This window comes from Vibrio sp. dhg, from assembly GCF_003443775.1.
Lineage (GTDB): Bacteria > Pseudomonadota > Gammaproteobacteria > Enterobacterales > Vibrionaceae > Vibrio > Vibrio natriegens.
Genome location: NZ_CP028943.1, coordinates 1,407,368 through 1,431,329, shown reverse-complemented (window position 1 = coordinate 1,431,329; position 23,962 = coordinate 1,407,368). Strand labels below are relative to the sequence as shown.

Sequence of the window (23,962 nt, the reverse complement as noted above, 5' to 3'; positions counted from 1 at the left end):
GGATCATCTTCACTCTGTGCTACTTATTCAAGAACATAAGCTTTCTCGAAGCCACTTTGTACCGCCTGAGCCACACGCCCTAGTTTCACGCAGTCACCAATCGCAACCACTTTATTGTGACAAGATTGCAGTTCGCTAAATAAGTTCTTATCAGGGCGGTTACCTAAAGACAGTACAACAGCGTCTGCCGGGATATTTTTAAGTTCACCATTAGCCAAATCATTAACCACAATTTGCCCTTCTTCGAATTTCTCCAGACGGTGAGAAAGCAGTATGGATGCATCGTGTTTATCCAGATTCTTCAACACGGTAAATAGATTATCTGGAGAAACTTCTGCAGCTAATTTTTCCTGCATTTCAACAAGAGTAACTGAATTGCCTTGTAGTGCTAAATGTTCAGCCACTTCACACCCTGTCATACCACCGCCAATCACTACGACATTTTTGTTAGCCATAGAGAATTCTTCATGAAGAACCTTGTCCACTGTATAAACAGAGTCAGAAGCAACACCTTCAATAGGAGGAATAATTGGCTCCGCACCTGTCGCAACAAAGATTGCGTATGGATTCATGCTCAATAACATATCAGCAGTAGCGACTGTATTGAACTTAACCGTGATAGCAAGTTTGTCGATTTGGATACGATAGTAATCAATCAGTGTAGATAAAACTTCTTTATCAGGCGTACGTGCACCTAACTCTACTGCACCGCCCAGGTAGCTGTTTTTCTCGAAAATCGTTACTTCACATCCACGTTTGGCAAGAACCATCGCAGCTTCAATACCGGCAGGACCTGCACCAACAACTACAGTAACTTTACCTTCTAGGTCACGTGTTAGTGGAGGGAATTCATTATCACGGGCAACTGTTGGGTTGACGGCACAGATACTACGCTGGAATTTTGCGGTTTGATCCAGACAGTATAAACAACCGATACATGGTTTAACTTCATTGCCTCGGCCTTCATAGGCTTTGCGAGACCATTCATCATCAGCCATCATACCGCGGGCAATCGCAGCAAAATCCATCAAGCCATCGGCCAACATCTCTTCAGCTTGATCAGGTGTTTTAATCACGTTAGTCGCCATAACCGGAATGTTTACAGCTTCGCTGATAGTACGAATAATGTGAGACTTCCAGCCGGTTTTGATCGTAATTGGCTCGATGATGTAGTAACGGTGTTCCTGGTTTGCGTTATTAACACTCAATACGTCAACGCCCAACTCTTCAAGACGTTTCGCAATACGTACCCCTTCATCAAGGCCGTAACCACCTTCAGTAAACTCATCGGCACTAAAGCGAACACTAATCGCAAACTCTTTACCACATTCTGCGCGAATACCCTGGATAATTTGAGTAAGGAAACGAATACGGTTATCAAAACTTCCGCCATATTGGTCAGTACGTTTGTTACTGTATGGGCTAAGGAACTGGTTAATCAAATAGCCACCAGCTGCCAGTATTTCTACACCATCAATTTCGGCATTTTTGAGGATTCGAGCTGAACGGATGAATTTCTGTACCGAGCTTTCGATTTCTTGAACTGTCATCTCTTCAGGAATTTGATCGTAAAGAGAAAAGCCAACAGCACTTGGCGCTACAATACGCTTACCTGTGATTTTCGACGGTACAGCCTGACGACCAGCCTGATAAATTTGTACAAAAACTTTGGTATCGTATTTATGCAGGTTTCTTGCAAGCTTGGTAAAACCAGCAGTATGACGAGGATCGGTAAGTTTTAACTGAGCACCCGCAAACGACTGAGAAAATTCGTCATCCACACTCGCATAAGCCGTGACAATTAGACCAGTACCTGCTTTGGCGCGTTTTTCATAATACTTGATTAAATCATCTGACATTTCGCCATTAAAACCAGCCGCCAAAATTTCCATAGCTGGCATCACAATACGGTTTTTGATGCTAATTGGGCCCATCTGACCTGGCTTCAGTAGATTTGTATAGCTCATAATCACTCCAGAACGTTTTTCTTAATCTGGAGACATAGTAAGAACTTGCTGACAGGTTAACTCGTCTAAAAAAGCCATTCGACTATGACAAATTAGCCATTACTCACAAACGTTAATTTAGATCAATTTATGGTAAAGGTTTACCTCTTAACAGACGATGCCCGCTTAATATATTGAGATGTTCTACACTGCAAAATACAGGTATGGCATCAATAATACATTGTCATGTCTATCTGAAACACCGTACCGAAGTAAGAATATAACCGTACATTAGGAAAAATAGGTCAATTTCGACCAAAAGAAACGTATCTTTCGCTAGTTGCTTAATGACAAAGGGGCATAAATAATTCAGATAGGTATAGCGGAAAGGACGATGAGAAAATATGTTTAGAGCTTTAATGCGATCATATCTGATTTGAAGAAGTGTATTTAAGTCTTAGTCGCTTTTAATAACTGTGTTATCAAACTTATATTTCTTTTAATAATACACCCGATCACGCTCATTGATATTCCATAGTACTTGGTAGGGTTAATTATAATGATAGGTTTAACGTATAATAGGAATATTTTAAATAGAGTAAGATTAGCCAAAATATATGATAACTAGAGAGGCCCTCAGGAGCTATTTAGCCTCTCTAGGTAGGTTGTACTCTTAGACACTTTTAATAATCGGACAACTAGGGGGGAATGGTCCGATTAAAATCTGTATTGAATTATAGCTGCCATGGATGAGTTCCACGTACTGCTAATAATTATTCAGTGCAATAACAGCTTCTAAAACTTAACATTTATGGACTTACCACCAAGCTTCCATCTGTATACCAAAGCTCAGTTGACTATCCTTGTTATCAGCAAAAGGCGTTTCATCATTCGCTTTTAGATATGTAGAATAAATTCTGATCTCAGGTCTCAGGAATTGGCTTTCACCAACTGAAAGAACCTGTGCTAGCGTTACTTTATGGCCTTGGTATTCTTCAGTTGTTGAGCCAGACGTTTCTTCACGACCAAACCAAGATACCTCAATGGCGGATTTACTGTATTTATTCCAAATGTATTCGGGACGGAAAGCTACTGATAATTCTTGAGCCTTATCATAGCCTAAGCCATCACCTAAATTATCAGCGTAGGCATAAGCGATAGCGTGATTGGCGATAATGTTATCCGACAGGTACTCTTCACCATAGTTGGCTACCCTAAAGCCTTTAGCACTACCAAAATCTGAATTTGCCTGCAGATAATAACCATGATTCACCATATTAGGTGCAAAACCATGATCCGCATACTGAATAACAGTTTCGTTAAACCCATTGTCTAAAGGAGCAGTAATAATAAACGAAGTCTGCAATGAATTTTCCGACTTATAATTTATTCCATTATCTTCGTTATATTTTTGCGCATCGTTTTTATTCACTAGAGCATAGTCAATTAAAACCTCTCCTTTTACATCATTAAACAGAGGTAAATTCGCATACCTAATATCTAATATATTAGTATTATTTAAAGTATTACTTGCTTCTGAATCAGAAACTTTCACATCAGCATAAGAATCGTTTCGTATCCAAGCTAGAGATAAGTCTCCAGGTCCAATACTCATATGATCAATACCAGCACCAGGGCCAAATACACCGATTAGTTTATAGTCAAACATTTGCAATTCACGAGACTTATAACTTCTTTTACCTACCCAAACGGAAGCATCAGGTAGAGAAGGGATATATCCATACCCTTCTAAGAAATACTGTGTAATTGCCATCGGGTTATTGGTTGACGATAAACTCTCATCGTCAGAAGATGAGTCAACGCCCACTGACTCCCAGTTGTTTCGCATATCCATATTACCCTCAGCATCAACACGAATATCAAACCGACGCTCGGTATCATCACTGAAAATTTGATGCTGTAATGCTATATCATAGTAACCATCAACTTCATTACCAAATCTTCCTAAATTGTTTAAGCGATAACTTTTCATTTCACCGTTTGTTGAAGTAAATACACCACCACGAACGTATCCATGGAAGTCAACGGCATAACTGCTACTGGAGCCTAAAACCAAAGCTAAAGATATACATTTAATTAATTTATTTTGGTTTAATAACATTTTATTTCCCTATAAATATGCAATAAGAATTCATACGCCTGCTCTACACAGGCGCTGAATATATATTAATTACTGAATTTAAGTTATTTATTAAAGAGTGATTTACCGTTGGTACTGATTACTTCTTTATACCAATTAAAACTTTTCTTCTTATATCTATTTAATGTACCAACACGTTCATCATTAATATCGACGTAAATAAATCCATAGCGTTTTTTAAGCTGACCAGTAGATGAGCTTACGATGTCAATAGGTCCCCAACTTGTATAACCAAGAAGTTCGACACCATCATCAATGGCATTTTTACTTTCAATAAGATGATCTTTCAAATACTCGATTCGATAGTCGTCATTTACCTGGTTGTTCTCGTCAATGGTATCTATTGCTCCAAGACCATTTTCGACAATAAACAGAGGCTTTTTATATCTATCGTAAAGTACGTTAAGCGTGTATCTCAAACCTTGAGGATCGAGCTGCCATCCAAAATCAGAAGTCGCTAAGTAAGGATTTTTAACGCCACCAAGAATGTTACCATCCGTGGTTTCTTTATCTTCAGGGTTAGCACTGTACGCACAGCTCATGTAGTAACTAAAGCTAACAAAATCGACCATGTTATCTTTCAGCGCTTCTACATCCCCTTCTGCAAACTCTATTTTGATGCCTTTTTTCTCAAAGTAGCCTTTGGCAAAATTAGAATATTCACCTAGCGCCTGAATATCACTAAACAATAATTGCTCTTGTTGCTGCTCGTAAGCCGCCTGAACATCAGCCGGATTACAGCTATACGGATAAAATGGAATAAAGGCTAACATACAACCAATTTGCGCATCCGGTATTATCTTATGACACTCACCCACAGCCAACGCGCTGGCAACAAATTGATGGTGTGCTGCCTGATAGATAATCTGTTCGCGATTTTCATCAGACTCGTCCAACAACAAACCACCACCAGTAAATGGGAAGTGAGAAATGATGTTGATTTCATTAAACGTCAACCACAGTTTCACCTGATTTTTATAACGCTCAAATAGAGTTTTTGAGTAGCGAACATAAAGGTCAATCAGTTTTCTGTCACGCCAACCACCATATTTTTTAACCAAAGCTAACGGCATATCGTAATGACAAATGGTTACCATAGGCTGGATATTGTGTTTAAGCAGTTCGTTAAACACATCTTCATAATACTTTAAACCAATTTCACTCGGTTCAGCGTCATCACCGTTAGGATAAATACGAGTCCAGGCGACAGAAAGACGTAAACACTTAAAGCCCATTTCGGCAAATAATGCAATGTCGTCCTTATAGCGGTGATAAAAGTCTATCGCATCATGAAAAGGATAATGACCTTCATCTGAATCCATAATTTTACCGGCAATACCATTAGGCAGAACATCGGCAACAGACAGGCCTTTTCCATCGATATTATAAGCACCTTCACATTGGTTAGCCGCTAGAGCGCCACCCCATAGGAAGCCTTCTGGAAATACTTTGTCTTTGTTCATATACATCTCGTCTTTATTTATTTGTTTCTACAACTGAACTTTTTACATCTTCAAAGCCAATAAGTCTGGTTAACACTGCTGCACTGATAAACGACACCAAACATCCAACAATGAAATAGACAAATTTAGGACCAAAGAAGAATGCCAATCCAGCTAGTGGCCCAGTACCAATACCGGTAGAACCAATTTGGAATAGCCCCATAACAGCGCCACCCAAAGCACCACCAATACACGCCGCGATAAGTGGTTTTTTCAATCTCAGGGTTACACCAAAGATGGCAGGTTCTGTAATACCAATAATGGCATTGACACCAGCACCACCTACAATCGATTTAAATGCTTTATTTTTGGTCATCAGGAAGACCATGAAAGTCGCACCTGCTTGAGCAGAGTTCGCCGCAATACCAATAGCCATAATGTAATCAAAGCCGGTTTGCGAAATAGATTCAAACATCACAGGGAGGAATCCGTAATGCATACCAGTAATAACGATTGGCGCATACAAACCACCAAGTAAAGCACCGGCAAAGATACCCGCAACGCTATATATTTGAATAAAAGTAGAAGCAATCACGTTACCAATAACAGAGCCTAGAGGACCCAAAACAGCCAACATTACTGGCGCAACGATCATAAGAGTTAACACAGGCTGGAAAACACCTTTTAAAGAGCTAGGTACGAATGATGCCAAAAATTTCTCAACGTATGACATAAACCATATTGTAAGAATGATCGGTAACACTGAGCTCATATAAAGGGTTGATTTAAGTGGGATGCCAAATAGATGCATAAAATCACCACTACTTTGCATCAATGCTTGCAATTGAGGGTGGATGAGAATTCCGCCAAGAGCCGCGCCTATATATGGGTTACATTTAAACTTCAGAGCAGAACTCACACCAAGAATAACGGGCAAAAAATAGAACGCTGCGTCTCCAATAACAGTGAGAACTTTGATAGTTTCACTGTCTGCAGGAACAAGGCCAAAAGAGGTGAGCATTACGATAATGCCTTTTAATAAGCCGGCACCGACAATTGCAGGAATGATCGGAGAAAAGATACCAGCAATAGCGTCCAGAATCGTTGCTAGCAGCCCTTTTTTCTCTGCTTCTACACTGCTTGGTTTACTTTCATCTGTCGCAGAAGAATCCGTTCCGTAAACAATAGCCTTTAGTTCTTCAAATACATCAGAAACGCGGTTACCCAGTATGACCTGTAGTTGACCACTGTTTTCATTAACGCCGAGAACGCCTGGAATCTCGGAAATCGAAGATTTATCTACAGAATCAAACGAGTTCAGTGTGATTCTGAGTCTGGTAATACAGTGAGTTAAGTGGCCGATGTTACCGTTACCCCCGATAAGCGGTAAGATCTCACTGGCAATTTTCTTATTGTCCATACTAATTCCTTTTAAAAGCTAACTAAGAACTAATCAAGTTCCTGGTACCCAAACATACAGATAACTAAGTAGTAAGACTTGACTGAGTTAACCCATTTTATTGTCTCTGTGAGACAAACTAACAAAACCATCAATTAGGAAACGAGTGAAAATGGTCACATTCCGGTGCGAACAAACAAAACCTCACAACGTTAATGCCTTGTATTTAAAGAACTAATTCTTTTCTGACCTAACGATCTGTGATTGTCAGCCAAGCTCAGTTTCTATTTCTCTACCTCGTCGCCATAAATCGGATACTAAGCGCAACCGGTTGTTCAGTGTAAGTAAAAAATACAAAAAAGAACATTTTTCGTGCTTTGAGTCACAATAAAATCACAATAAGACAAAAATATTTGTTCAAAATGCAAACAGGTTGCATAAAGATTGCTGTTATAGATAGAATTCAATTTGATAATTGTCAGATAAAGTTAGAAAAATTTGAAAGGACAAATAAATAACTGATTGATATATAATGAAAAACCTATAATCTGAACAACCGGTTGTCCATAAATTTATGGGTATTAATCCCCCGATTCTGTAAACCTTAACGTACCGATATTTATTTATCTAACTTACTAAGTTTTATGGACTATCTATAAATTTAACGCTTTACCTGTTTGGCATTTAGCTCTTCTTCGCTACAATCACATCATTAGAAATTTTGGAAAGATAAATATGACAACATTGTTGGATGTATCCCGACGAGCAGGAGTATCTAAAACGACAGTGTCTCGTGTGATGAACGGGAAAGGACGTATATCGCAAGCAACGAGAGACGCGGTGTTTAAAGCGATAGAGGAACTCAATTATCGACCAAACATTCTTGCACAATCTTTATCCAATCAAACAACCAATAGCGTGGGCTTAATCCTTCCTTCTGGCTATCATAGTTCTCAAAACGTCATGGAAATAATGGATCTGGCTCATGCTATGGCAAGAGAATCAAACAAATTTTTGATCATCACTCAAACTGATACCAATAACATTGAAAGTGGCATTCGCTCTATAAACCAATTAGTTGATCGACGCTGTGACGGGATTTTGTACTACAAAACCTCACATATTGAGGCAGGTAATGGTGAAGAACAACTTTCAAGCCTTATCGATGAACTCCCTATTCCGCTCGTTGTTATCAACTATAAATTGGCGGATAAGCCAAACAACTACGTTTGGTATGATCAGGTAGAAGCTGAAAGCTTAGCAGTGAACAAATTGCTAGAATTGGGACACAAAAAAATAGCCTATATCTGTGGTCCTATGAATATCAACACATCAAGACAACGCTTTGAAGGCTATAAACAGTCTCTTCATAAAAGTGGTTTAGAGATAGATCCTTTTTTAATCGTAGAAGCTTCATCATCTTTTGACGGTGGGTATACCGCCTGCCAACAATTACTTCAACGTCAGGTCGAGTTTACCGCAATTGCATGTCACAGTGACGCTATAGCTATAGGTGCCCTAAAAGCGTTACAACAGGAAGGTATTCCAGTTCCTGAAACTATATCTATATTTGGTTTTGGTAATGATGATATATCTACCTATACAAATCCTTCGATTTCTTCGGTTAAATTGCCGGTTAACGACATTGTGCAACGCGCTTGTAAGATGCTCTTCAAAAAAATGGAAAACATAGAGTGTGACTTACACCTACTCGATGATATACACGGTGAGCTTGTACTTCGGGATTCAATAAAAGAAATAACTCTGTAGATATCCAAATAACCTCAAGATACCAGGCTGTTGATCCCGAGTACTCAGAAGACTCAGCGTAGAAGACATCAAAGATGTGGCTATTAGGCACTATTGAGCTATGGAACTTCCTCTTGCCAAAGATCGAATGACAGCCACCGCCTCAATAGAACTTTGACCTAAATAAACCACACCTTGGCAGATACAGCCAAGTAAGCCTGAGAATATCGAGGCATGATGATTTTACATCTCAAGGAAAGAGGAAATCATCATGAATATGGGATACTTAAACGTATTAATGTGTTACCTGCTGGTTGGTATTAGCTACCCTATCGCAGCAGAATCAATGAACAGCATACCAGTATGGACATTCATCGCTATCACCTTCGCAATAGGTTTTGCGTTTTTGTACATCATTGGTCGTGCGACTGGTGCTCCGGCTATTTTTTCACTCAGCTTTAAAACCTGGGCCATCATAAGCTTACAGTCACTGCTTGGGGCTGTACTATACACTGCATTTCTACTGTACGGATTCGAATACTCGAACGCAATTTCTGCCTCAATTTTTACGAGTATCGCTCCGGCAGTAGTACTGACACTGTCGTATTTCTTGCTTAAAGAAAAACTCAGCACTCGAAAAGGTTTTGCGATTCTGTTAGCGATAGCAGGCGTGTTAGCTCTAACAATTCCTTCAAGTGACACATCAGGTAGTACATCGATTTACGGCATCGTTCTACTAGCACTATCAACACTATCAACTTCAGGTTGTGTGATTGCAGCGAAGAAATATGACGTTCAGCTTCCTGCACTAACTATGGCGACAGGCGTATGTTTTACCGGCATGGTTTTTACTGTACCGCTAATGTTTCTGCTTGAAACCAAAGACATTGACCTGTCACTATTGTTTGATAGCAAAAACACAGTGACCATGATCTACTACGGTATTCTGGTATGGGCAGTCCCTTACTTCTGCTTCTTCAACGGCGTAACAAAAATTCCGGCAAGTGCGACTGGTATGGCTTTTGCGATTATCCCTGTAGCGTCAACTTTCTTCTCTATCATCTTCTTTGACCAGTCACTGACGATGACAGACGGAATTGCACTGCTGATGGTAACCGGTTCAATTCTTCTTTCAGAATCGAACGAAACCGAATCTTATACAGTACAAACTGAGTTAGAAAGTTAACGCACCAACACTGAACACAACAAATCACAAACGCACTCCCAAGGTGAAAATAGCACCAAGTGAGTGCGTTTAGTTTATTGACATCACATTTTTTCTCCTCAAACTTTTCTTATCAGCAAAGCTATCTCACTGTTTTCCCGACATTTATGCAATATGCACCTTTTTTGCGCACAGAAATTAACCAAGACTTTTTAGTGGCACTTATATTGCTTTATAGCTAGTAACTGGTTTTAGTTGGGAACACTTGAATGATGAGCACTATTTTTTCGACTGACACTTTGGATCAAAAAGATAGATTCAACTACTGGAATGACGTGGTAACTAAACACTACGCACCTTGTCTGGGTATCGCCAGTGATACAACTCAATTCAAAGCGACGACATCTGTTCAACACGTTGGCTCTACAGAATTAAGCCATGTCGCTTCAGAAAGTATTCGCTATGATCGTCGCACTACAGATTTACGCAATGTACCACGCGAAGACATATTTCTTTCTGTTATGTTAGAGGGCGAAGGTTATTTCGAGCAAAATGACCGTCAGGTATCACACAATGTTGGTGACATCCTAATATACGATTCTGGCAAACCATATTCATTCAATTATACTTCCGCCTACAAAGCGATGCTTCTGCGTATTCCTCGTCCGTTAATCCAGGCGAAAGTAACCCGATTAGATAATTTGGGTGGCACTGTTTTAAATGATCAGTCATCATTTGGTCGCTTAATCAAGTCGCTAATGAACGAGACATCAATTATAGCCTCATCTCCAGAGCTGATAAACGAGGACGATTTTATTGTCCCAACACTCGATATGCTGACAACGGCCATCAGTCGGGCAACGGCAAACGATAGCCCTATCGCGTCTAACAATAAACAACTAAACGAAATCAAAACTTACATCCGCAATCATATTACTGATGAAGAGTTAAGCCTTGAAAGTGTTGCTTCTCAAAAGGGTATTTCTTTGCGAACACTAAGCAGACTATTTGCCGAAGTTGGAGAAACTCCACGTAATTGGTTGCAATCCCAGCGTCTATCTTGTGCCTACGATGCACTGGCAAATAAACGTGTAACAAACATCACTGAAGCGGCACTCACTTTTGGTTATAAAGATCTTTCTCACTTTAGCCGCACTTTCAAAAAACAATTTGGTTACTCTCCACGAGAATTGACACGATAACCATCTAAAATTCAATGAGTAAAAATAAAAAAGGGATAAGTAACTGTGCTACTTATCCCTTTTGCTTCTACCCCAATACCCTATTAAAGATCTTGAATACCTTTACAGTCACTCAAGTTATCTTTAGTAATAATAGGGTTTGGCATATAGATGTATTTATCTAACTTCTCACCATCCAACAATTTCACCGCCGCATCTACTGCGTATTTGGCGTCACTGTAAGCATCAGACAATACTGTCGCATACTGGATACCCGCTTTGATATTTTTGTACCCTGGGACTTCACAACCAACACCGACTAAAGCGAGCTTAGAAGCATCAATATTGGCGCGTTCAGCTGCGACAATCACACCCGCCATCATTAAATCTTCTACCGCGTAGACACCTTCAACCTGATCACCAAAGCGAGTGAATAGTGAAGACGCGGCTGTCATAGAGACGTTCTGATCCCAGTTACCTGGTTGTTCACCGAGAATTTTAATGTCCGGTGCTAGCTTGCTTAGCTCTTCAGTAAAGCCTTTCATACGACCAATTGACGTTGGGGCTCCCGGAGTACCGGTAATCACAAAAATTTCGCCTTTTTTACCATAGCCTTTCGCTTCAAACGCATCGACCATCGCTTTCGCAGATTCACGACCAATGTCTTCACTGTTTCCGCCTGTATACACATCCCAGAATCTTTCAGACTGTTTTGCTGGTAACGCGTCACTGATGATGAGTGGAATACCCGCTTTTTGAATTTTGCGCATAGATGGAATGAGCGCGTTTGCATCTACCGGCCATAAGATAATCGCATCTGGGCGTTTCGCAATCGCCTGTTCAACCTGGTTAGCCTGGTTCGCTGGATCAAACGGACTGGTTGTTGTTTCAAAATCCAAACCCGCAGCGGTTGCTTCTTGCTTGAAGAAACGTAAGTAGTCCGCACAGTACGTACATTCTTCAGTTGGCTGAAGCAGTATCACTGACTTACCTTCCGCAGCCTGTGCCACCGACACAGTTGCGGCTGAAGCAAGCGCGGCTGTCGTAGCCAGCGCAGTTAAAGAGTGTTTTAGAAATAATTTTGTTTTCATCGTGACATCTCCGTTGTCCGTTGATTATCCATGTGTTTTTTTAACAAGATTTATACGTAGTGAACTCAGATCACCATTCATCAGAACGACGAATCCCAGAACACAACCATTGACTAATAATGTGGTCGCAGAACTTGCGCCCATAAGGCTCAACCCATTACCAAGAGCAGCAAGAATCATCACACCTACCGCTACCTGATGAATTTTGCCGACGCCACCACCAAGAGAGACACCACCCAGAATCGCGGCAGAAGCAGCTTGAATTAGGAGCGTATCACCAAGTGTTGGCGAGCCTGTTGCCAGACTGATTGAAATCAAAGCACCTGCTAAGGCGGCTAGCATTCCAGATAAACCAAATGCAACACACAAAGCAGCAGAAGTATTTGCACCGCTCATGATTGCGGATTGTCTGCGGCTACCTGTTGCATACAGGTCTCTTCCCAAGCGAGTAAAGCTAAGAAGCAGGTATACAACTATCATCGCTGCAATCGTAATAAGGATGCGAGGTGAGAATACGTACGCTATCTGTGCATCCAAAACATCTGATGCATCAAAGTTGTAGTAAGGGACGACATTGCCATCAGCGATCCAGTAAGCAAAACCCGATAACAGAATCATCATGCCTAGTGTGCTTACTAACGAAGAAACTTTGAGTTTAATAATGAACGCAGCATTAATAAGTCCGACGACAAGGCCAAACACCATCGCCCACATCACACCTATAATGGCGCTATCTACGCCTGTTTTAGCCAGAATAAGACCACCGACAGCAACCATTGAAGCAACTGAAAGATCGAACTCACCAACAATCATAGTGAGCACCAGACCTAAAGCCACCAGCCCAACTAAACCGAAATTCTGCATTAAAGCAAACAGGTTCCCACTGGTTAAAAAGAAACTGTTCATGCAAGCAAAAAAGACAGGTATAGCGATAAACAGAAACACTCGTAATATGTCTGACGAATTCCATTTAGATTTCATTTTGCATCTCCTTTATTTACGCTTACGAGACAGTAATGCACCCAGCACTACAGAAATAAGTACAACTGCGCCTTTTACCATCAACTGCATATCCAGAGAAAAACCAGCCAACAACAGAACGTTACCAACTATCGCCAGGAACAGAGCGCCAAATACTGCGTCTTTTATACGGCCATGCCCACCAGCAATAGCAACGCCACCAACGAGTACTGCCGCAATTGCACTAAAATCCAGTCCTGCACCAAGCGACAAATTCCCTTGTGAGTTTTGCGATGCGATAAGAATACCGGTTAAAGAAGCGGTTGAAGACGCGATGATATAAGCCATCGCAACGGCTAATCCCACTCGAAGTCCAGAAAGTTTTGCAGTGGTTGCATTGATACCAATTAGCTGAATTTCTCGCCCTAAACGCATGCGTGATAAGAAGAACTCACACGCAAACAACACGAATATCAAAATAAATAACTGGTTTGGTACTCCCGGGAAGATATGACCGACACCGAGCCACTCAACGCTGACATCACTAGTAATGGTTCGTCCACCCGATACCCAGGAACCAATACCGGTAATCACCGAAGACGCTGCAATCGTCGTGATAATTGGATTGGTTTTCATTGCGCCAACTGCCGTACCCTGAATAACACCGAAGATGATGCCGACGGCCAAAGTCAAAACAATCGCCGCTGGAATACCAAACTGCAATGAGCTAGCAAAAATAATGGTGGATATAGACGTTGTCGCACTGATCGACAACATAAACAAATTGCCACTAATTGTTACCAAAGCCAGTCCGCAAGCGGCTATGCCGACCGAGACGGTAGAAAATAGAATTGAACTTAAATTTTGCGTGGTAGCGAAGCCGTCAATGAATACGCTTGCCAACACCGCAACAATCACGATGGCAAACCTTACCGATGTTGCCTGAATACGGGTTGGAGAAAACGCCGCGCCGTTCAGGGAGATAAATGGTAAGGATGATTTTGAAGAGGTTGCTCCAATCATGCTGCATCCCTCGCTTTTCCGTGCAGAATGTCTTGTAAGATGCTTTCCTGAGTCGCATCTTTCTTTAATACGCTGTTTATTACTTCGCCTTTAAATACCGTGACTATACGATCACCAAAGTCGAGAATCTCTTCCAGATCGGTAGAGTAAAAGACAATTGAAAGCCCTTGATCCGCTCGATCTCTTAAGCGCTGGTAAATATCGGCACGTGCACCAATATCCACGCCCCGGGTTGGCTCATTTAGCAGCAGTAAATTGGGATTCGTTGCAATGGCTTTACCCAGAACCACTTTCTGTTGGTTACCACCACTGAGTGAAGAAACAGGTTCATGATTTCGATCCGGATTGAGAGTAAATGACTCTGCTAGCTCCACACCGTTTTTTGTATCCTTAGGTTTTGAAATCACACCCCAATGAGACAGAACATCCAGCGCTCTTGAAGTTAGATTCATGCCAATTGGCGCTTCCAGAAATGCGCCTTTACCGGCTCTATCTTCTGGTACATAAGAAATAGCGTGTTGCTCAGCATCATATATAGAGTTGAGTGCTATAGGGTTCTGATTGAGCAATACAACCCCCTGCTCTGCTGGTGCTAAACCGGCTAATGTACGCAAGAATAAATCCGCTCCGGCACCAAGCTGGCCAACAATGGCGACGATTTCACCCTTGTGACAGGTAAAATCTAACGGACCATAACCATTCTCTATTTGCACATTTTTGCATTCAAGCAATACGTCCCCATGCTGTCGTTGAGGCCTGATAACGCCCCTCTCAACTTCATGACCAAGCATGGCACTAACCAGTTCCGGTCCTGTGACATCTTTGGTATTACGGGTAAAGATATGTTTACCGCCACGGAACACCGTAACGCGATCGGTGATGGTAAAGACTTCATCCAAACGGTGACTGATAATGACCAACGTGGTTCCGGCTGCTTTCAGCTTACGCATAATAGAAAAGACTTTTTCAATCTCTGCATCAGAAAGAGTTGCAGTCGGTTCATCAAGAAGTAGTACATGTGCACCACTTGCAAGCCCACGTGCAATCTCAACCAATTGTCTTTCTGCTAAAGAGAGTGTTTCCGCAAGCTGGTGAGGAGAAATATGTTCTAAACCCACATCGGCAAGCAGTTTAGTGACTTGTTCTGTATAGCGACCTCTACGATAGATTTGCCCATTTTCTTTCATCCCGATAACAATGTTATCCAGCACGCTCAGATGCGGCAGGATTGAAAGTTCCTGATGGACGATAGTAATCAAAGAGGGGTCGACACGTTTACCTAGCTCGACGTTCATGCCGCCAATTTCTAATGTTCCTGTGTCTGGTGTGACATAACCGCCAAGAATTTTTACCAGCGTGCTTTTGCCCGCTCCATTTTCCCCGCATAGACCGAGAATTTCTCCGCTGCGGAGAGAAAAACTGACATCATTTAAAGCAAATACGCCACCATATCGTTTAGATATATTATTCGCCGTCAGTATATTTTTTGCTTCCATTGCGCTGTTGTCCTTTCTCAAAATTATTGAGATTTAGGGCTCACTTTCATTTACATCGAAATGGTTTTTACGTAAGCCGTATATTTATACATCTAAATCATGCATTAAGGACATCTTAGCGTTCTAAAGCGGAGTGATACTTGTCTGACCGAGACAAGAGTTATGATAATTAGGACATAAATCGGAGCCTGAATTTAAACGCCTTAATTCAGAGCCAAAGAAACATAACAAGATAATCAGATACAAAAAAAGGATAAGCAGTAAAACTACTTATCCAAACAGACACAATCATCAACAATACTAGGAAGAGCTACTTATTTGTTACCAAGCAACGGTAATTTTTCGAGCATGTTCTTCAGATTCAATGAATCCCATGGCAGGTGTTCTGCAATACCCAAGCCGACAACTTCAGTATTTTCACTGGCTACACTAATAACTTTTACAACATCATCCATTGTGATTTGGCCCTGAGCGATGCCTTCATAAGCATCCTCAGGAACATTTGGATTTTTGAAGAGAAGTGACCCAAAGTTAGCAATGCTGAGTACATCTAAATCCAAATGAATAGCAAGAACCTTAATGTTTTCTTCTTCTACCCATTTTTGGATCGAAGTGATTTCAGTTTGGATTTCTTCAGGGCGACATACGCGCATATTACGGTCTTTCAGAAAGTTAGCTTCAAACTCGCTCTCGTTATTAACACCCGCGTACATGATTTTATTAGCTTTTATTGGTGTGCTAACGAAATCAGTCAGGTCACTGTCACCTTCACCCATCAATGCACGTAATACAGAAGCATGAGAATGCTCAAATTCTTCTGAAGTCATGATATCCGGGTGAGCATCAACCCAAAGAATACCTAAATCATCACCATACTTTTCTTGTAAGTAAGCAAATGGTGCCAGGTCAACCAAGCAGTCACCACCTAACACAACTAAACTGTCTGGGCTGTGTTTTTCAATCAGCTCTTTTGAATTCTGGATTTGCGGAATGATCTCTGAGCGGCCAACGATGCCGTTTTCATTTTCTAATTGACGGTTTTCGTCAAAAGTTACGTTTACTTCTTCAACCGGACCATTCGTTTCAGGTGCTAACCAAGCTAATAGTTGAGCGCCAAAATAATAAGCATGATTGTTGCCGCCTTGCCATTGTGGCATTAGCAGTCTTAGGGTTTTATTTTCTACAGACATAATAAATTACCTTAAATTGGAATACAGACTAACCGCTGTATCACTCATAAACTGTTGCAAATACACGTGCAGGGAAACTCGCTAGCGGAACTCTGGGAGGAACGGCTGTCAGATAAGCATCTTTACCTTCTGCGGCAGCGATGTTGGTCATGTCTTCACAGATAACAATGCCGTTGCTTAAGAGAATATTGTGAACCGGAATTGCAGCTTCAGATGTTTCGATATTATCTACCAGTGGAGAATCTATCCCGACTAATACCACACCTTGTTCAACTAAATAGTCAGCCGCTTCAACAGAAAGGTATGGTGTATTAATTCCGTACTCTTCCTTACCGAAAAACTGGTCATGCTTACTATTAAGCAGTACCGCTTTACCTGATACTTCTAATCCATCAAAGTCTTCTCGTTCAAAAGAAACTCTGCTATCTGGCTTATTCACCACAATCAGCGGCAGGTGGGCTAATTTTTCTAACGGGTAATCACAAATCTTGTCACCATCTGGGTCTTCGTGATAAGGCGCATCAATGTAAGTACCTGAGATACCCAATAAGTTAATACCATCAATTAATGCGTTATTGCCGAATCGTGGGAAATGGTCATATACCTCAACATGGCTAAGTCCCGGATAGGTTTCCATTCCATGTTCAAGTTTATGGTTAAGCTCGATAAATTCCTTAACAACTATCTTAGTCATTGAGTCCTTCCTTATTATTTCTGTTCCTTTGAAAACTAATATACGCAATCCAGACACGAAAACTTGGCTGAAAAAGACAAATACTTGTTTGTCAGTGCCAAGCTTGCTGTCCACTACGAACTAACCAAGTTTTGCACTGCGCTTAATGGTTAAACTTAACTAAAATCGTCCCTTGAGCCTGACGAGATGTTCAATGTTGATAAGCGTCATCATATTCCTCTAGCGGAAATACGCTGTCTATCCGTGGTTTGATTTTGCCTTGTTCTAAAAGAATTTTCAGAACATGAAAAACATGTTCAACATCTTCATCCGTCTCTAAGTGCGCATCAAATCCGAGTAATTTTTTCTCATATACGACAACATCAACAATATCGATTTCTGATGTAACTCCGCCAGCGAAACCTATCGATACGACTGCTCCGCGGGTCTTCAAACATTTCATCAACTGCCCCAGAACGTCAGCCGCAACAGTATCGAAAGCTAAATCAACACCCTGGCCTTCCGTAATACCCATCACGGTAGAAAGCATGTCTTGTGACGAAAGGTCAACGACATGTTTAGCTCCTGACTCAAGAGCTTTAGCGACTTTTCCACTTGTAGAAACGACACCGATAGGTGTGCCTCCCAATGCGTTAACCAGTTGAATCAGAGCGTGACCTAGAGAGCCGGTTGCACCAGAAATCAACACTGTTTGGCCTGCTTTAAATTGACCGACTCGACTGATTGCCTGATACGCGGATACGTAATTAATCGGAAGCGCAGCGGCTACATTCAGATCAGTATTTGCAGGAAGCTCTACAATCCATTTGTTCTCTACCAGAGCAAATTCTTGCTGCAAGCCATCTTCTGTAATGCCCAATGTGCCGCCACCATAAATGGCGACAGCTGTCCCAGCTTTGAATAGGTCACTTTCTACGACGACACCAGCTCCATCATTGCTTAACACTAATGGAGCTTTTGCGGCTGGTACTGCCCCCAGTCTGATCTGATTTGATAAAGGGTTGACTGTTGCAGCATGCATTTTAACCAGAGTAAATCCTGGCTTAGTTTGAGGAGTTGAGCGTTCTTCTATTTGAAGAACCGATTGAGCACCTAATTGCTTCGCGACTAATGCTTTCATTCTTATTCCGAAAATGTTCATACGCTGCACACAGCAACCTCGTTAAAAACGGAGAAATTATGAATGAGGTTACAACAGCAGCGTTACTCTCTGACGGACAACCTGTTTGCTCTGAGTGACAAGCTTAGCCTTGTCGAAGTTGAGAAGGTGTGACACCGTAGGTTTCTTTAAACATCTTGCTAAAATGAGAAATATTGGAAAAGCCATGTTGGTGTGCAATCTCACTTATTGGTATATCTGAATTTGTCATAATCAGCTTGTAGCTTGCTTTAATTCTCTGTTGCCATACCCACTTCATCACCGAAGTGTTTTCTTTACTAAACAACCGACTCAGCGTTCTTGAAGACATATGAAACTGCTGAGAAATTGATTCAACAGACAACGAATGTTCACCGATATGGTCAATAACATACTGCTGAACCAAGGTTAAATTGTCTTTTTTGTCACGCTGTACCGCACGATTACCTTCTGGCGAAACCGCTTCAAAAGCACTGCTCAGCATGGACAAAATAGCTGAGAGCATTTTGTCACCAAAAATGTCTTCCTGCTCTTCGCTTTCCCACGCCTGTTCGATCATTGAGCCAACGAAACGCCCTAACGGGGAGTCACTCTTCAATGTCTTATTTAACAAACGCTCCGAGCTGTTTACTTTTACGTTAAAAACGGAATGAGGAACAGAAATCACAATCTGGTTGTCACCTTGTGGAAAGCGATATGAGAACGGTTGATTGTTATCATAAACAACAATATCGCCCGCCAATTGTTCGGTAGTCGTATTATTTTGCGTCAGTTGTGCGTAAGGACAAAGCGATAAACAAATGAAATAATCATCCGTATAACTCGCTTCTTCCATTTCATGGTATTCCATGGGCGTAGAGCGTATACGAGTGATTAATGCGCTTCGCCCTAGAGATTTCACTGATAACTCCCCCTGAAAATCACCTTCAGTCAGGTTTTTGTTTTTGGTAAAGGCCGAGTAAGTTGAGCCAACTAAATTCTGCCAGTATTCAAAACTCTCTTGTGCTCTAACATCACGTGTGGAATAGCTTCTGCCCATTAGTTAAACCTTGCTTTCTGAGGTTATTGTTCTATCACTATTGTCAGGTATTGATTCAGGATGCACAATTTTTCTTACTGTTGATTTGAAAAACATTACTGTTATTTGGAGCGCCACTCAGTATTTTTACCAACGACGTAAGCCATAACCTACCGACTTATTGGTCAGTAGATAGTTATACTATCGAACCCCTTTCAAGGCACCAACTTAGTGCAAAACAATCAATTTGGTTCAATTAATAAAGCAAATCTTCTCCATACATCTGTTTTTGTTGACTTTAAAAAAGGCTTAATTCTTGCATTATTTGCACGTTTCCAACGTAATTTAGGGTGTAATTATGAACTTAATGCATAATACAGATATGATCAGTTCTTCTGAGAGGTTCGACTATTGGGAAAATGTCATTTCTGACAATTATGTGAAGATTCATTGTGAGTTAGGGAATAGTAAAAACAGCACTGTAGATGCTTCTTTATTCGGTCATCATTTTGGCGGAGTGATACTCAACGACCACCAAATAAATGTACCTATGAAATATTATCGTTCAGAAAAAGACGTTTCTTCGGATCAAAGTGAAGACCTCCAGTTTCTCCTGCTATTGAACGGGTTTGGGGAAATTAAACAAGAGGGGCGTAAAGCTGAGATAACCAGTGGTGACATGGTTTTGTACGACTCTTCTAAACCGTTTTATCTGGACTACTCTGAAAATCATCGCGCTCTGAATATCAAATTTCCGAAGAGTCTCATACGTACCAACTTTGATAACGTATCACCGTTTATCGCTCGGACTCTAAAATCTAACAGTACGATGGGTAAACTGGCGGCTTCAACGATTAGAGAGTACGCCAGTTTACCTAAACTCAATGATATTTCCTCAGAATTGACTTTGTCTTCAGCCCTTATGGATATCATATCCACCGCTCTGAATGTCGAGTTTGATTTAGACAATCGTGCAACGGATACTAAGAAAAAAGAAAAGCTGGATAAGATTAAACAAGTTCTTATTCATAACCTTCATGATACAGACCTGAGCACCACTACCATCGCAGAAATGCACTATATGACAACACGCACACTTAACCGCTTGTTCGCAACTGAAGGAACAACAGCAATTAAATGGCTATGGGAACAACGGCTAGAACTGGCTTACAAAATGCTGATAGGAAGAAAAGTAAAACGTGTATCGGACGTTGCCATTCATTGCGGCTTCAATGACTTTTCGCATTTCAGCCGAGCTTTCAAAAAAGCCTATGGAATGACACCAAAAGAACTTTTATCAGGAAAATAAAATAGATAGGTAATAGCGAACGGAAAGGAAGATTCATACTGAGACAAATCTTCCTTTTTACATCTATTTGACTTGAATTTTATTGAGAGGAAGCGAAATCATGCTTTCAAAATCGATAAATCTCGCACTATCATTCGAAATAGCAGTCAAATGATTACTAAACTCAGAATCTTCAGGTGATTCATACGTATAGATAGATAGCGCATCATACTCATCGTATTCGTTAGTGGTGTAAGTATCGCCCGTTTCTTCCGGCTTTCTGATTGGGTGTTGGGTATAACTGACCAAGCCTCGTGCATTACTAACCATCACTTCACGATGCTCTTCATACAATTTTAAAAACTCTTCTTTTGTCATCCCTGGTTTTCTCTTCATGAGATAAGCGACGGTATGCATTATTACTCCTTAATTTCTGACATATTTTGTTGTTCCATTAACCATTTGGTTAACTAACCACCGCCAACTTAGCACCCCCGAACATTAATAAATTGACTCTAACTACCATCTCTATTGACTTATTTGGACAACTAAACACCTCACTCTAATTTGTCATTTTGAGTAAATTTTCCTGTCTGACTGAGTCAAGAATATTCGCAGCTCGATATGTTTAATAAGTGTTCTTAATGGAACATTTATTAACTTACATGGATGTAATATGAAAAAAATGACTTCTGAGTGGAAGCTTGTACTTCTGCTAGCCATACTGTTTGGCATCATTGGGTTGGATCGATTTGCCGTTGTATATCTGTTCCCCGTTATTGTTCCTGAATTAGGAATTAACAATGCTCAGGCTGGAGCAATAGCCTCAATATTGGCATTTACATACGCCATATCTACCTGGTTACTTGGGAGTTATTCTGACCGCCATGGCCGTAAAGGCGTCCTAATTTTTTCTACCATTTTCTTTTCCGTTATGACATGGCTTACTGGTATCGCAAAATCATTTGCTTCTATGCTGGCTATCCGTGGCCTGCTGGGAATTGGTGAAGGAGGTGTGTTCAGTACAAGTGTCGCAACCATTTCAGAGAACGTTAAACCTGAGAAAAAAGGCCTAATGATGGGGGTTCATCAGGCATTCTTCCCGTTATTAGGAATTGGTCTTGGCCCTATCATTGCCACCCAGCTTAATGAAGTTATTCCATGGGAAGCCGTATTTTTCGTCGTAGGTATTCCGGGGATCCTTCTTGCATATGGCCTACATAAGGTAATGAAAAATAAACCAATAGCTCAGTCAGCAAGTAATAAAGACTCATCTGAACCTGAAAAAAGCAGCGCACTATCAGTACTTAAAGTTCGAAATGTTTGGGTCGCAACACTAATGAGCTGTTGTTTCCAAAGTGGGCTTTACGTTTTCTCTACCTTTGTTGCTTTATACCTAACTCAGGTTGTTCACTTAGAGCTCTCGGATGTTGGCTTTATTATCTCAGGCTGGGGCTTTGGTGGTGCATTAGGCATGATCATTATGCCTTCGCTTTCAGATCGCTTGGGAAGAAAGCCTGTCGTATTTGTATGTTCAGCTATCTACGGCGCACTAATGTTCTTATTCGCATTTAGTACTGGCCTTAGCCAAATTCAAATGTTCTTACTTTTGGGCTTTGCCGGCATCTTCGGCTTTGGTCTTGCCCCTATTTACTTGGCAATCATCCCCGCAGAAAGCGTTCCTTCCAAACAGGCTGGCAGTGCTGTCGGGATTCCTACTGGTGTGGGAGAAATGGCAGGCGGTGTGATCATGCCTATCGTCGCTGGTGGATTAGCTGACCTGTTTGGTTTACATATCACAATGGAAATTGTCGGTGGTGCGTTTGCTCTGATTGCAATTCTTTCATTGCTATTCATTGAAACGGCACCTGTGAAAATTCAACGCCGTCAGGTATCTCTGACAGCAAGTTCATAACAACAATTAAAATCTATTTTCAAATACGATTTAGCCCCAAACTTCGGGGCTTATCTAATTCAAAGGAGAATATATGTCTGACTCAAAAACACTGCGTTTACATTTCCCTCAATGGCAAGGTGGTAATAACGAAGCGTATCATTTTGGTTCACAAATGCTGGCATTTTTAGCACCAGATCCGAAAGGTCCGGTTGAAGAAGTTCCGGTCAGTCGTCCAACAGGTAACGAACTAGCAGAAGAGGAAGGACTAAGAGGTCGCTCCCAACTGCTAGACCAACTACACAGTGCTAAGGCAATTATTGAAAAACACCAGCCAGACAATATTGTTGTTTTAGGTGGTGACTGCCTAGTTGATCTTGCTCCTTTCAACTATTTAAATGAAAAGTATGAAGGTGACCTTGGCATCATCTGGGTTGATGCACACCCGGATATTTTGACACCAGAACAATACAACCACGCTCATGCAATGGTTCTCGGCAACTTGATGGGCATCGGAGACGATGAATTTAAAGCCGTAGTTAAAACTCCCGTCAAACCTGAAAATGTAATATTCGCTGGGTTGGGAGCAACCCTACCCTACGAAACAGATTTTATTCAAAAAAATAATATGGCTTTTGCTGGACCTGAAGAGTTAGCTGAAACCAGTGCACCAGTTACAGGCTGGATAAAAGCGAAAGGCATTACTAAAGTCGCCATTCATCTGGACTTAGATGTAATGTCTATTGCCGATTTCGGCTCGTTGTATTTCGCTGAGCGTGATGTCCCTGCCGATAAATTTGAAGGTTTAACTCAAGGTGCAATGAAGCTTGCAGCCGTTCAACGTTTAATCAATGATATTGCAGATTGTTCTGTCGAGGTTGTTGGTTTAGGTGTGACAGAACATTTACCTTGGGATGCACTCCGTCTGAAAAATATGCTGGCAAGTTTCCCTTTACTTGGTGCGTAAAGACCTACTCCCCCCTGCCGTAATACTCAAAATAGGTAAAATTACGGGGGTTTTACTCTAAAACCCCCATCAATTTATCAGATGAATTCATGCAAACTTGCTAGCGTCTTAAAGTTGTCGGTTCAGGAGCTAGAACAGAATGTAGCAAATTTGTGTTTGC

The 23,962-nt window shown here is 41.1% G+C and carries 19 protein-coding genes; 6 read left to right on the top strand and 13 right to left on the bottom strand.

The window, feature by feature from the left end; translation table 11 throughout:
* Positions 1–23: 23 nt before the first annotated feature.
* From DBX26_RS06655 to DBX26_RS06640, 4 genes are all read right to left on the bottom strand, one after another.
* Positions 24–1,967: an FAD-dependent oxidoreductase gene (locus tag DBX26_RS06655; RefSeq protein ID WP_118118372.1), complete on the bottom strand. Its 1,944-nt coding sequence runs from the start codon at positions 1,965–1,967 to the stop codon at positions 24–26.
* 796 nt (positions 1,968–2,763) lie between these two features.
* Positions 2,764–4,068, bottom strand: a complete 1,305-nt coding sequence (locus DBX26_RS06650) for a carbohydrate porin (RefSeq protein WP_118118370.1) — start codon at positions 4,066–4,068, stop codon at positions 2,764–2,766.
* Positions 4,069–4,151: 83 nt separating this feature from the next.
* Positions 4,152–5,570 (bottom strand): 6-phospho-beta-glucosidase, encoded by a 1,419-nt coding sequence (locus tag DBX26_RS06645; RefSeq protein WP_118118369.1) that lies wholly within the window; start codon positions 5,568–5,570, stop codon positions 4,152–4,154.
* Between the two features lie 13 nt (positions 5,571–5,583).
* Entirely contained in the window at positions 5,584–6,969 is a 1,386-nt protein-coding gene (locus DBX26_RS06640) for a PTS transporter subunit EIIC (protein ID WP_118118367.1), read from the bottom strand.
* A 714-nt stretch (positions 6,970–7,683) separates the two neighbouring features.
* On the opposite strand from DBX26_RS06640, the gene DBX26_RS06635 reads away from it, so the two are divergent.
* From DBX26_RS06635 to DBX26_RS06625, 3 genes are all read left to right on the top strand, one after another.
* Positions 7,684–8,718, top strand: coding sequence for a LacI family DNA-binding transcriptional regulator (locus tag DBX26_RS06635; protein ID WP_118118365.1), 1,035 nt, complete (start codon positions 7,684–7,686; stop codon positions 8,716–8,718).
* Positions 8,719–8,968: 250 nt separating this feature from the next.
* Positions 8,969–9,883 carry a DMT family transporter gene (locus tag DBX26_RS06630; protein ID WP_020333165.1) on the top strand — a complete coding sequence of 305 codons (915 nt, stop codon included), beginning with the start codon at positions 8,969–8,971 and terminating at the stop codon, positions 9,881–9,883.
* 248 nt (positions 9,884–10,131) lie between these two features.
* Positions 10,132–11,064, top strand: coding sequence for a helix-turn-helix domain-containing protein (locus DBX26_RS06625; protein WP_020333164.1), 933 nt, complete (start codon positions 10,132–10,134; stop codon positions 11,062–11,064).
* Positions 11,065–11,147: 83 nt separating this feature from the next.
* Here the strand turns inward: DBX26_RS06625 and DBX26_RS06620 are convergent, their stop codons facing one another.
* The 8 genes from DBX26_RS06620 to DBX26_RS06585 form a co-directional block, all read right to left on the bottom strand.
* Positions 11,148–12,134 (bottom strand): sugar ABC transporter substrate-binding protein, encoded by a 987-nt coding sequence (locus DBX26_RS06620; RefSeq protein WP_020333163.1) that lies wholly within the window; start codon positions 12,132–12,134, stop codon positions 11,148–11,150.
* Between the two features lie 24 nt (positions 12,135–12,158).
* A complete protein-coding gene (locus DBX26_RS06615) occupies positions 12,159–13,115 on the bottom strand; it encodes an ABC transporter permease (protein WP_118118363.1) in 957 nt (318 codons plus the stop codon).
* 12 nt (positions 13,116–13,127) lie between these two features.
* A complete protein-coding gene (locus DBX26_RS06610; protein WP_118118361.1) occupies positions 13,128–14,117 on the bottom strand; it encodes an ABC transporter permease in 990 nt (329 codons plus the stop codon).
* Complete coding sequence (locus DBX26_RS06605; protein WP_118118359.1) at positions 14,114–15,613, bottom strand: sugar ABC transporter ATP-binding protein; 1,500 nt, start codon at positions 15,611–15,613, stop codon at positions 14,114–14,116. The genes DBX26_RS06610 and DBX26_RS06605 overlap by 4 nt, the downstream gene beginning before the upstream one ends.
* Positions 15,614–15,927: 314 nt before the next feature.
* On the bottom strand, positions 15,928–16,803 hold the full coding sequence (locus tag DBX26_RS06600; protein WP_020333159.1) for an arginase family protein: 876 nt from the start codon (positions 16,801–16,803) through the stop codon (positions 15,928–15,930).
* Between the two features lie 40 nt (positions 16,804–16,843).
* Positions 16,844–17,497, bottom strand: coding sequence for a cyclase family protein (locus DBX26_RS06595; protein ID WP_020333158.1), 654 nt, complete (start codon positions 17,495–17,497; stop codon positions 16,844–16,846).
* Between the two features lie 190 nt (positions 17,498–17,687).
* Positions 17,688–18,617: a zinc-binding alcohol dehydrogenase family protein gene (locus tag DBX26_RS06590; RefSeq protein ID WP_118118357.1), complete on the bottom strand. Its 930-nt coding sequence runs from the start codon at positions 18,615–18,617 to the stop codon at positions 17,688–17,690.
* 124 nt (positions 18,618–18,741) lie between these two features.
* The gene (locus tag DBX26_RS06585; protein ID WP_020333156.1) at positions 18,742–19,674 is read right to left on the bottom strand and encodes a helix-turn-helix domain-containing protein; all 933 of its coding nucleotides are present in this window, start codon (positions 19,672–19,674) and stop codon (positions 18,742–18,744) included.
* 337 nt (positions 19,675–20,011) lie between these two features.
* Between DBX26_RS06585 and DBX26_RS06580 the strand changes: the two genes are divergently transcribed.
* Entirely contained in the window at positions 20,012–20,962 is a 951-nt protein-coding gene (locus DBX26_RS06580) for an AraC family transcriptional regulator (protein ID WP_118118355.1), read from the top strand.
* Positions 20,963–21,025: 63 nt separating this feature from the next.
* Here DBX26_RS06580 and DBX26_RS06575 read toward each other — a convergent pair whose 3' ends face one another.
* Positions 21,026–21,358: an EthD domain-containing protein gene (locus DBX26_RS06575; protein ID WP_118118354.1), complete on the bottom strand. Its 333-nt coding sequence runs from the start codon at positions 21,356–21,358 to the stop codon at positions 21,026–21,028.
* 259 nt (positions 21,359–21,617) lie between these two features.
* Here DBX26_RS06575 and DBX26_RS06570 point away from each other — a divergent pair, with 259 nt between their 5' ends.
* Both DBX26_RS06570 and DBX26_RS06565 read left to right on the top strand, forming a co-directional pair.
* Positions 21,618–22,856: an MFS transporter gene (locus DBX26_RS06570; protein WP_118118352.1), complete on the top strand. Its 1,239-nt coding sequence runs from the start codon at positions 21,618–21,620 to the stop codon at positions 22,854–22,856.
* A 73-nt stretch (positions 22,857–22,929) separates the two neighbouring features.
* Positions 22,930–23,802, top strand: coding sequence for an arginase family protein (locus tag DBX26_RS06565; protein WP_118118350.1), 873 nt, complete (start codon positions 22,930–22,932; stop codon positions 23,800–23,802).
* The last annotated feature ends 160 nt before the right edge of the window (positions 23,803–23,962 follow it).

Excerpts from the sequence above, each read along its gene's own strand:
- DBX26_RS06655 (WP_118118372.1), bottom strand. The coding sequence starts at position 1,967 with ATGAGCTATACAAATCTACTGAAGCCAGGTCAGATGGGCCCAATTAGC.
- DBX26_RS06650 (WP_118118370.1), bottom strand. The coding sequence starts at position 4,068 with ATGTTATTAAACCAAAATAAATTAATTAAATGTATATCTTTAGCTTTG.
- DBX26_RS06645 (WP_118118369.1), bottom strand. The coding sequence starts at position 5,570 with ATGAACAAAGACAAAGTATTTCCAGAAGGCTTCCTATGGGGTGGCGCT.
- DBX26_RS06640 (WP_118118367.1), bottom strand. The coding sequence starts at position 6,969 with ATGGACAATAAGAAAATTGCCAGTGAGATCTTACCGCTTATCGGGGGT.
- DBX26_RS06635 (WP_118118365.1), top strand. The coding sequence starts at position 7,684 with ATGACAACATTGTTGGATGTATCCCGACGAGCAGGAGTATCTAAAACG.
- DBX26_RS06630 (WP_020333165.1), top strand. The coding sequence starts at position 8,969 with ATGAATATGGGATACTTAAACGTATTAATGTGTTACCTGCTGGTTGGT.
- DBX26_RS06625 (WP_020333164.1), top strand. The coding sequence starts at position 10,132 with ATGATGAGCACTATTTTTTCGACTGACACTTTGGATCAAAAAGATAGA.
- DBX26_RS06620 (WP_020333163.1), bottom strand. The coding sequence starts at position 12,134 with ATGAAAACAAAATTATTTCTAAAACACTCTTTAACTGCGCTGGCTACG.
- DBX26_RS06615 (WP_118118363.1), bottom strand. The coding sequence starts at position 13,115 with ATGAAATCTAAATGGAATTCGTCAGACATATTACGAGTGTTTCTGTTT.
- DBX26_RS06610 (WP_118118361.1), bottom strand. The coding sequence starts at position 14,117 with ATGATTGGAGCAACCTCTTCAAAATCATCCTTACCATTTATCTCCCTG.
- DBX26_RS06605 (WP_118118359.1), bottom strand. The coding sequence starts at position 15,613 with ATGGAAGCAAAAAATATACTGACGGCGAATAATATATCTAAACGATAT.
- DBX26_RS06600 (WP_020333159.1), bottom strand. The coding sequence starts at position 16,803 with ATGTCTGTAGAAAATAAAACCCTAAGACTGCTAATGCCACAATGGCAA.
- DBX26_RS06595 (WP_020333158.1), bottom strand. The coding sequence starts at position 17,497 with ATGACTAAGATAGTTGTTAAGGAATTTATCGAGCTTAACCATAAACTT.
- DBX26_RS06590 (WP_118118357.1), bottom strand. The coding sequence starts at position 18,617 with ATGAAAGCATTAGTCGCGAAGCAATTAGGTGCTCAATCGGTTCTTCAA.
- DBX26_RS06585 (WP_020333156.1), bottom strand. The coding sequence starts at position 19,674 with ATGGGCAGAAGCTATTCCACACGTGATGTTAGAGCACAAGAGAGTTTT.
- DBX26_RS06580 (WP_118118355.1), top strand. The coding sequence starts at position 20,012 with ATGAACTTAATGCATAATACAGATATGATCAGTTCTTCTGAGAGGTTC.
- DBX26_RS06575 (WP_118118354.1), bottom strand. The coding sequence starts at position 21,358 with ATGCATACCGTCGCTTATCTCATGAAGAGAAAACCAGGGATGACAAAA.
- DBX26_RS06570 (WP_118118352.1), top strand. The coding sequence starts at position 21,618 with ATGAAAAAAATGACTTCTGAGTGGAAGCTTGTACTTCTGCTAGCCATA.
- DBX26_RS06565 (WP_118118350.1), top strand. The coding sequence starts at position 22,930 with ATGTCTGACTCAAAAACACTGCGTTTACATTTCCCTCAATGGCAAGGT.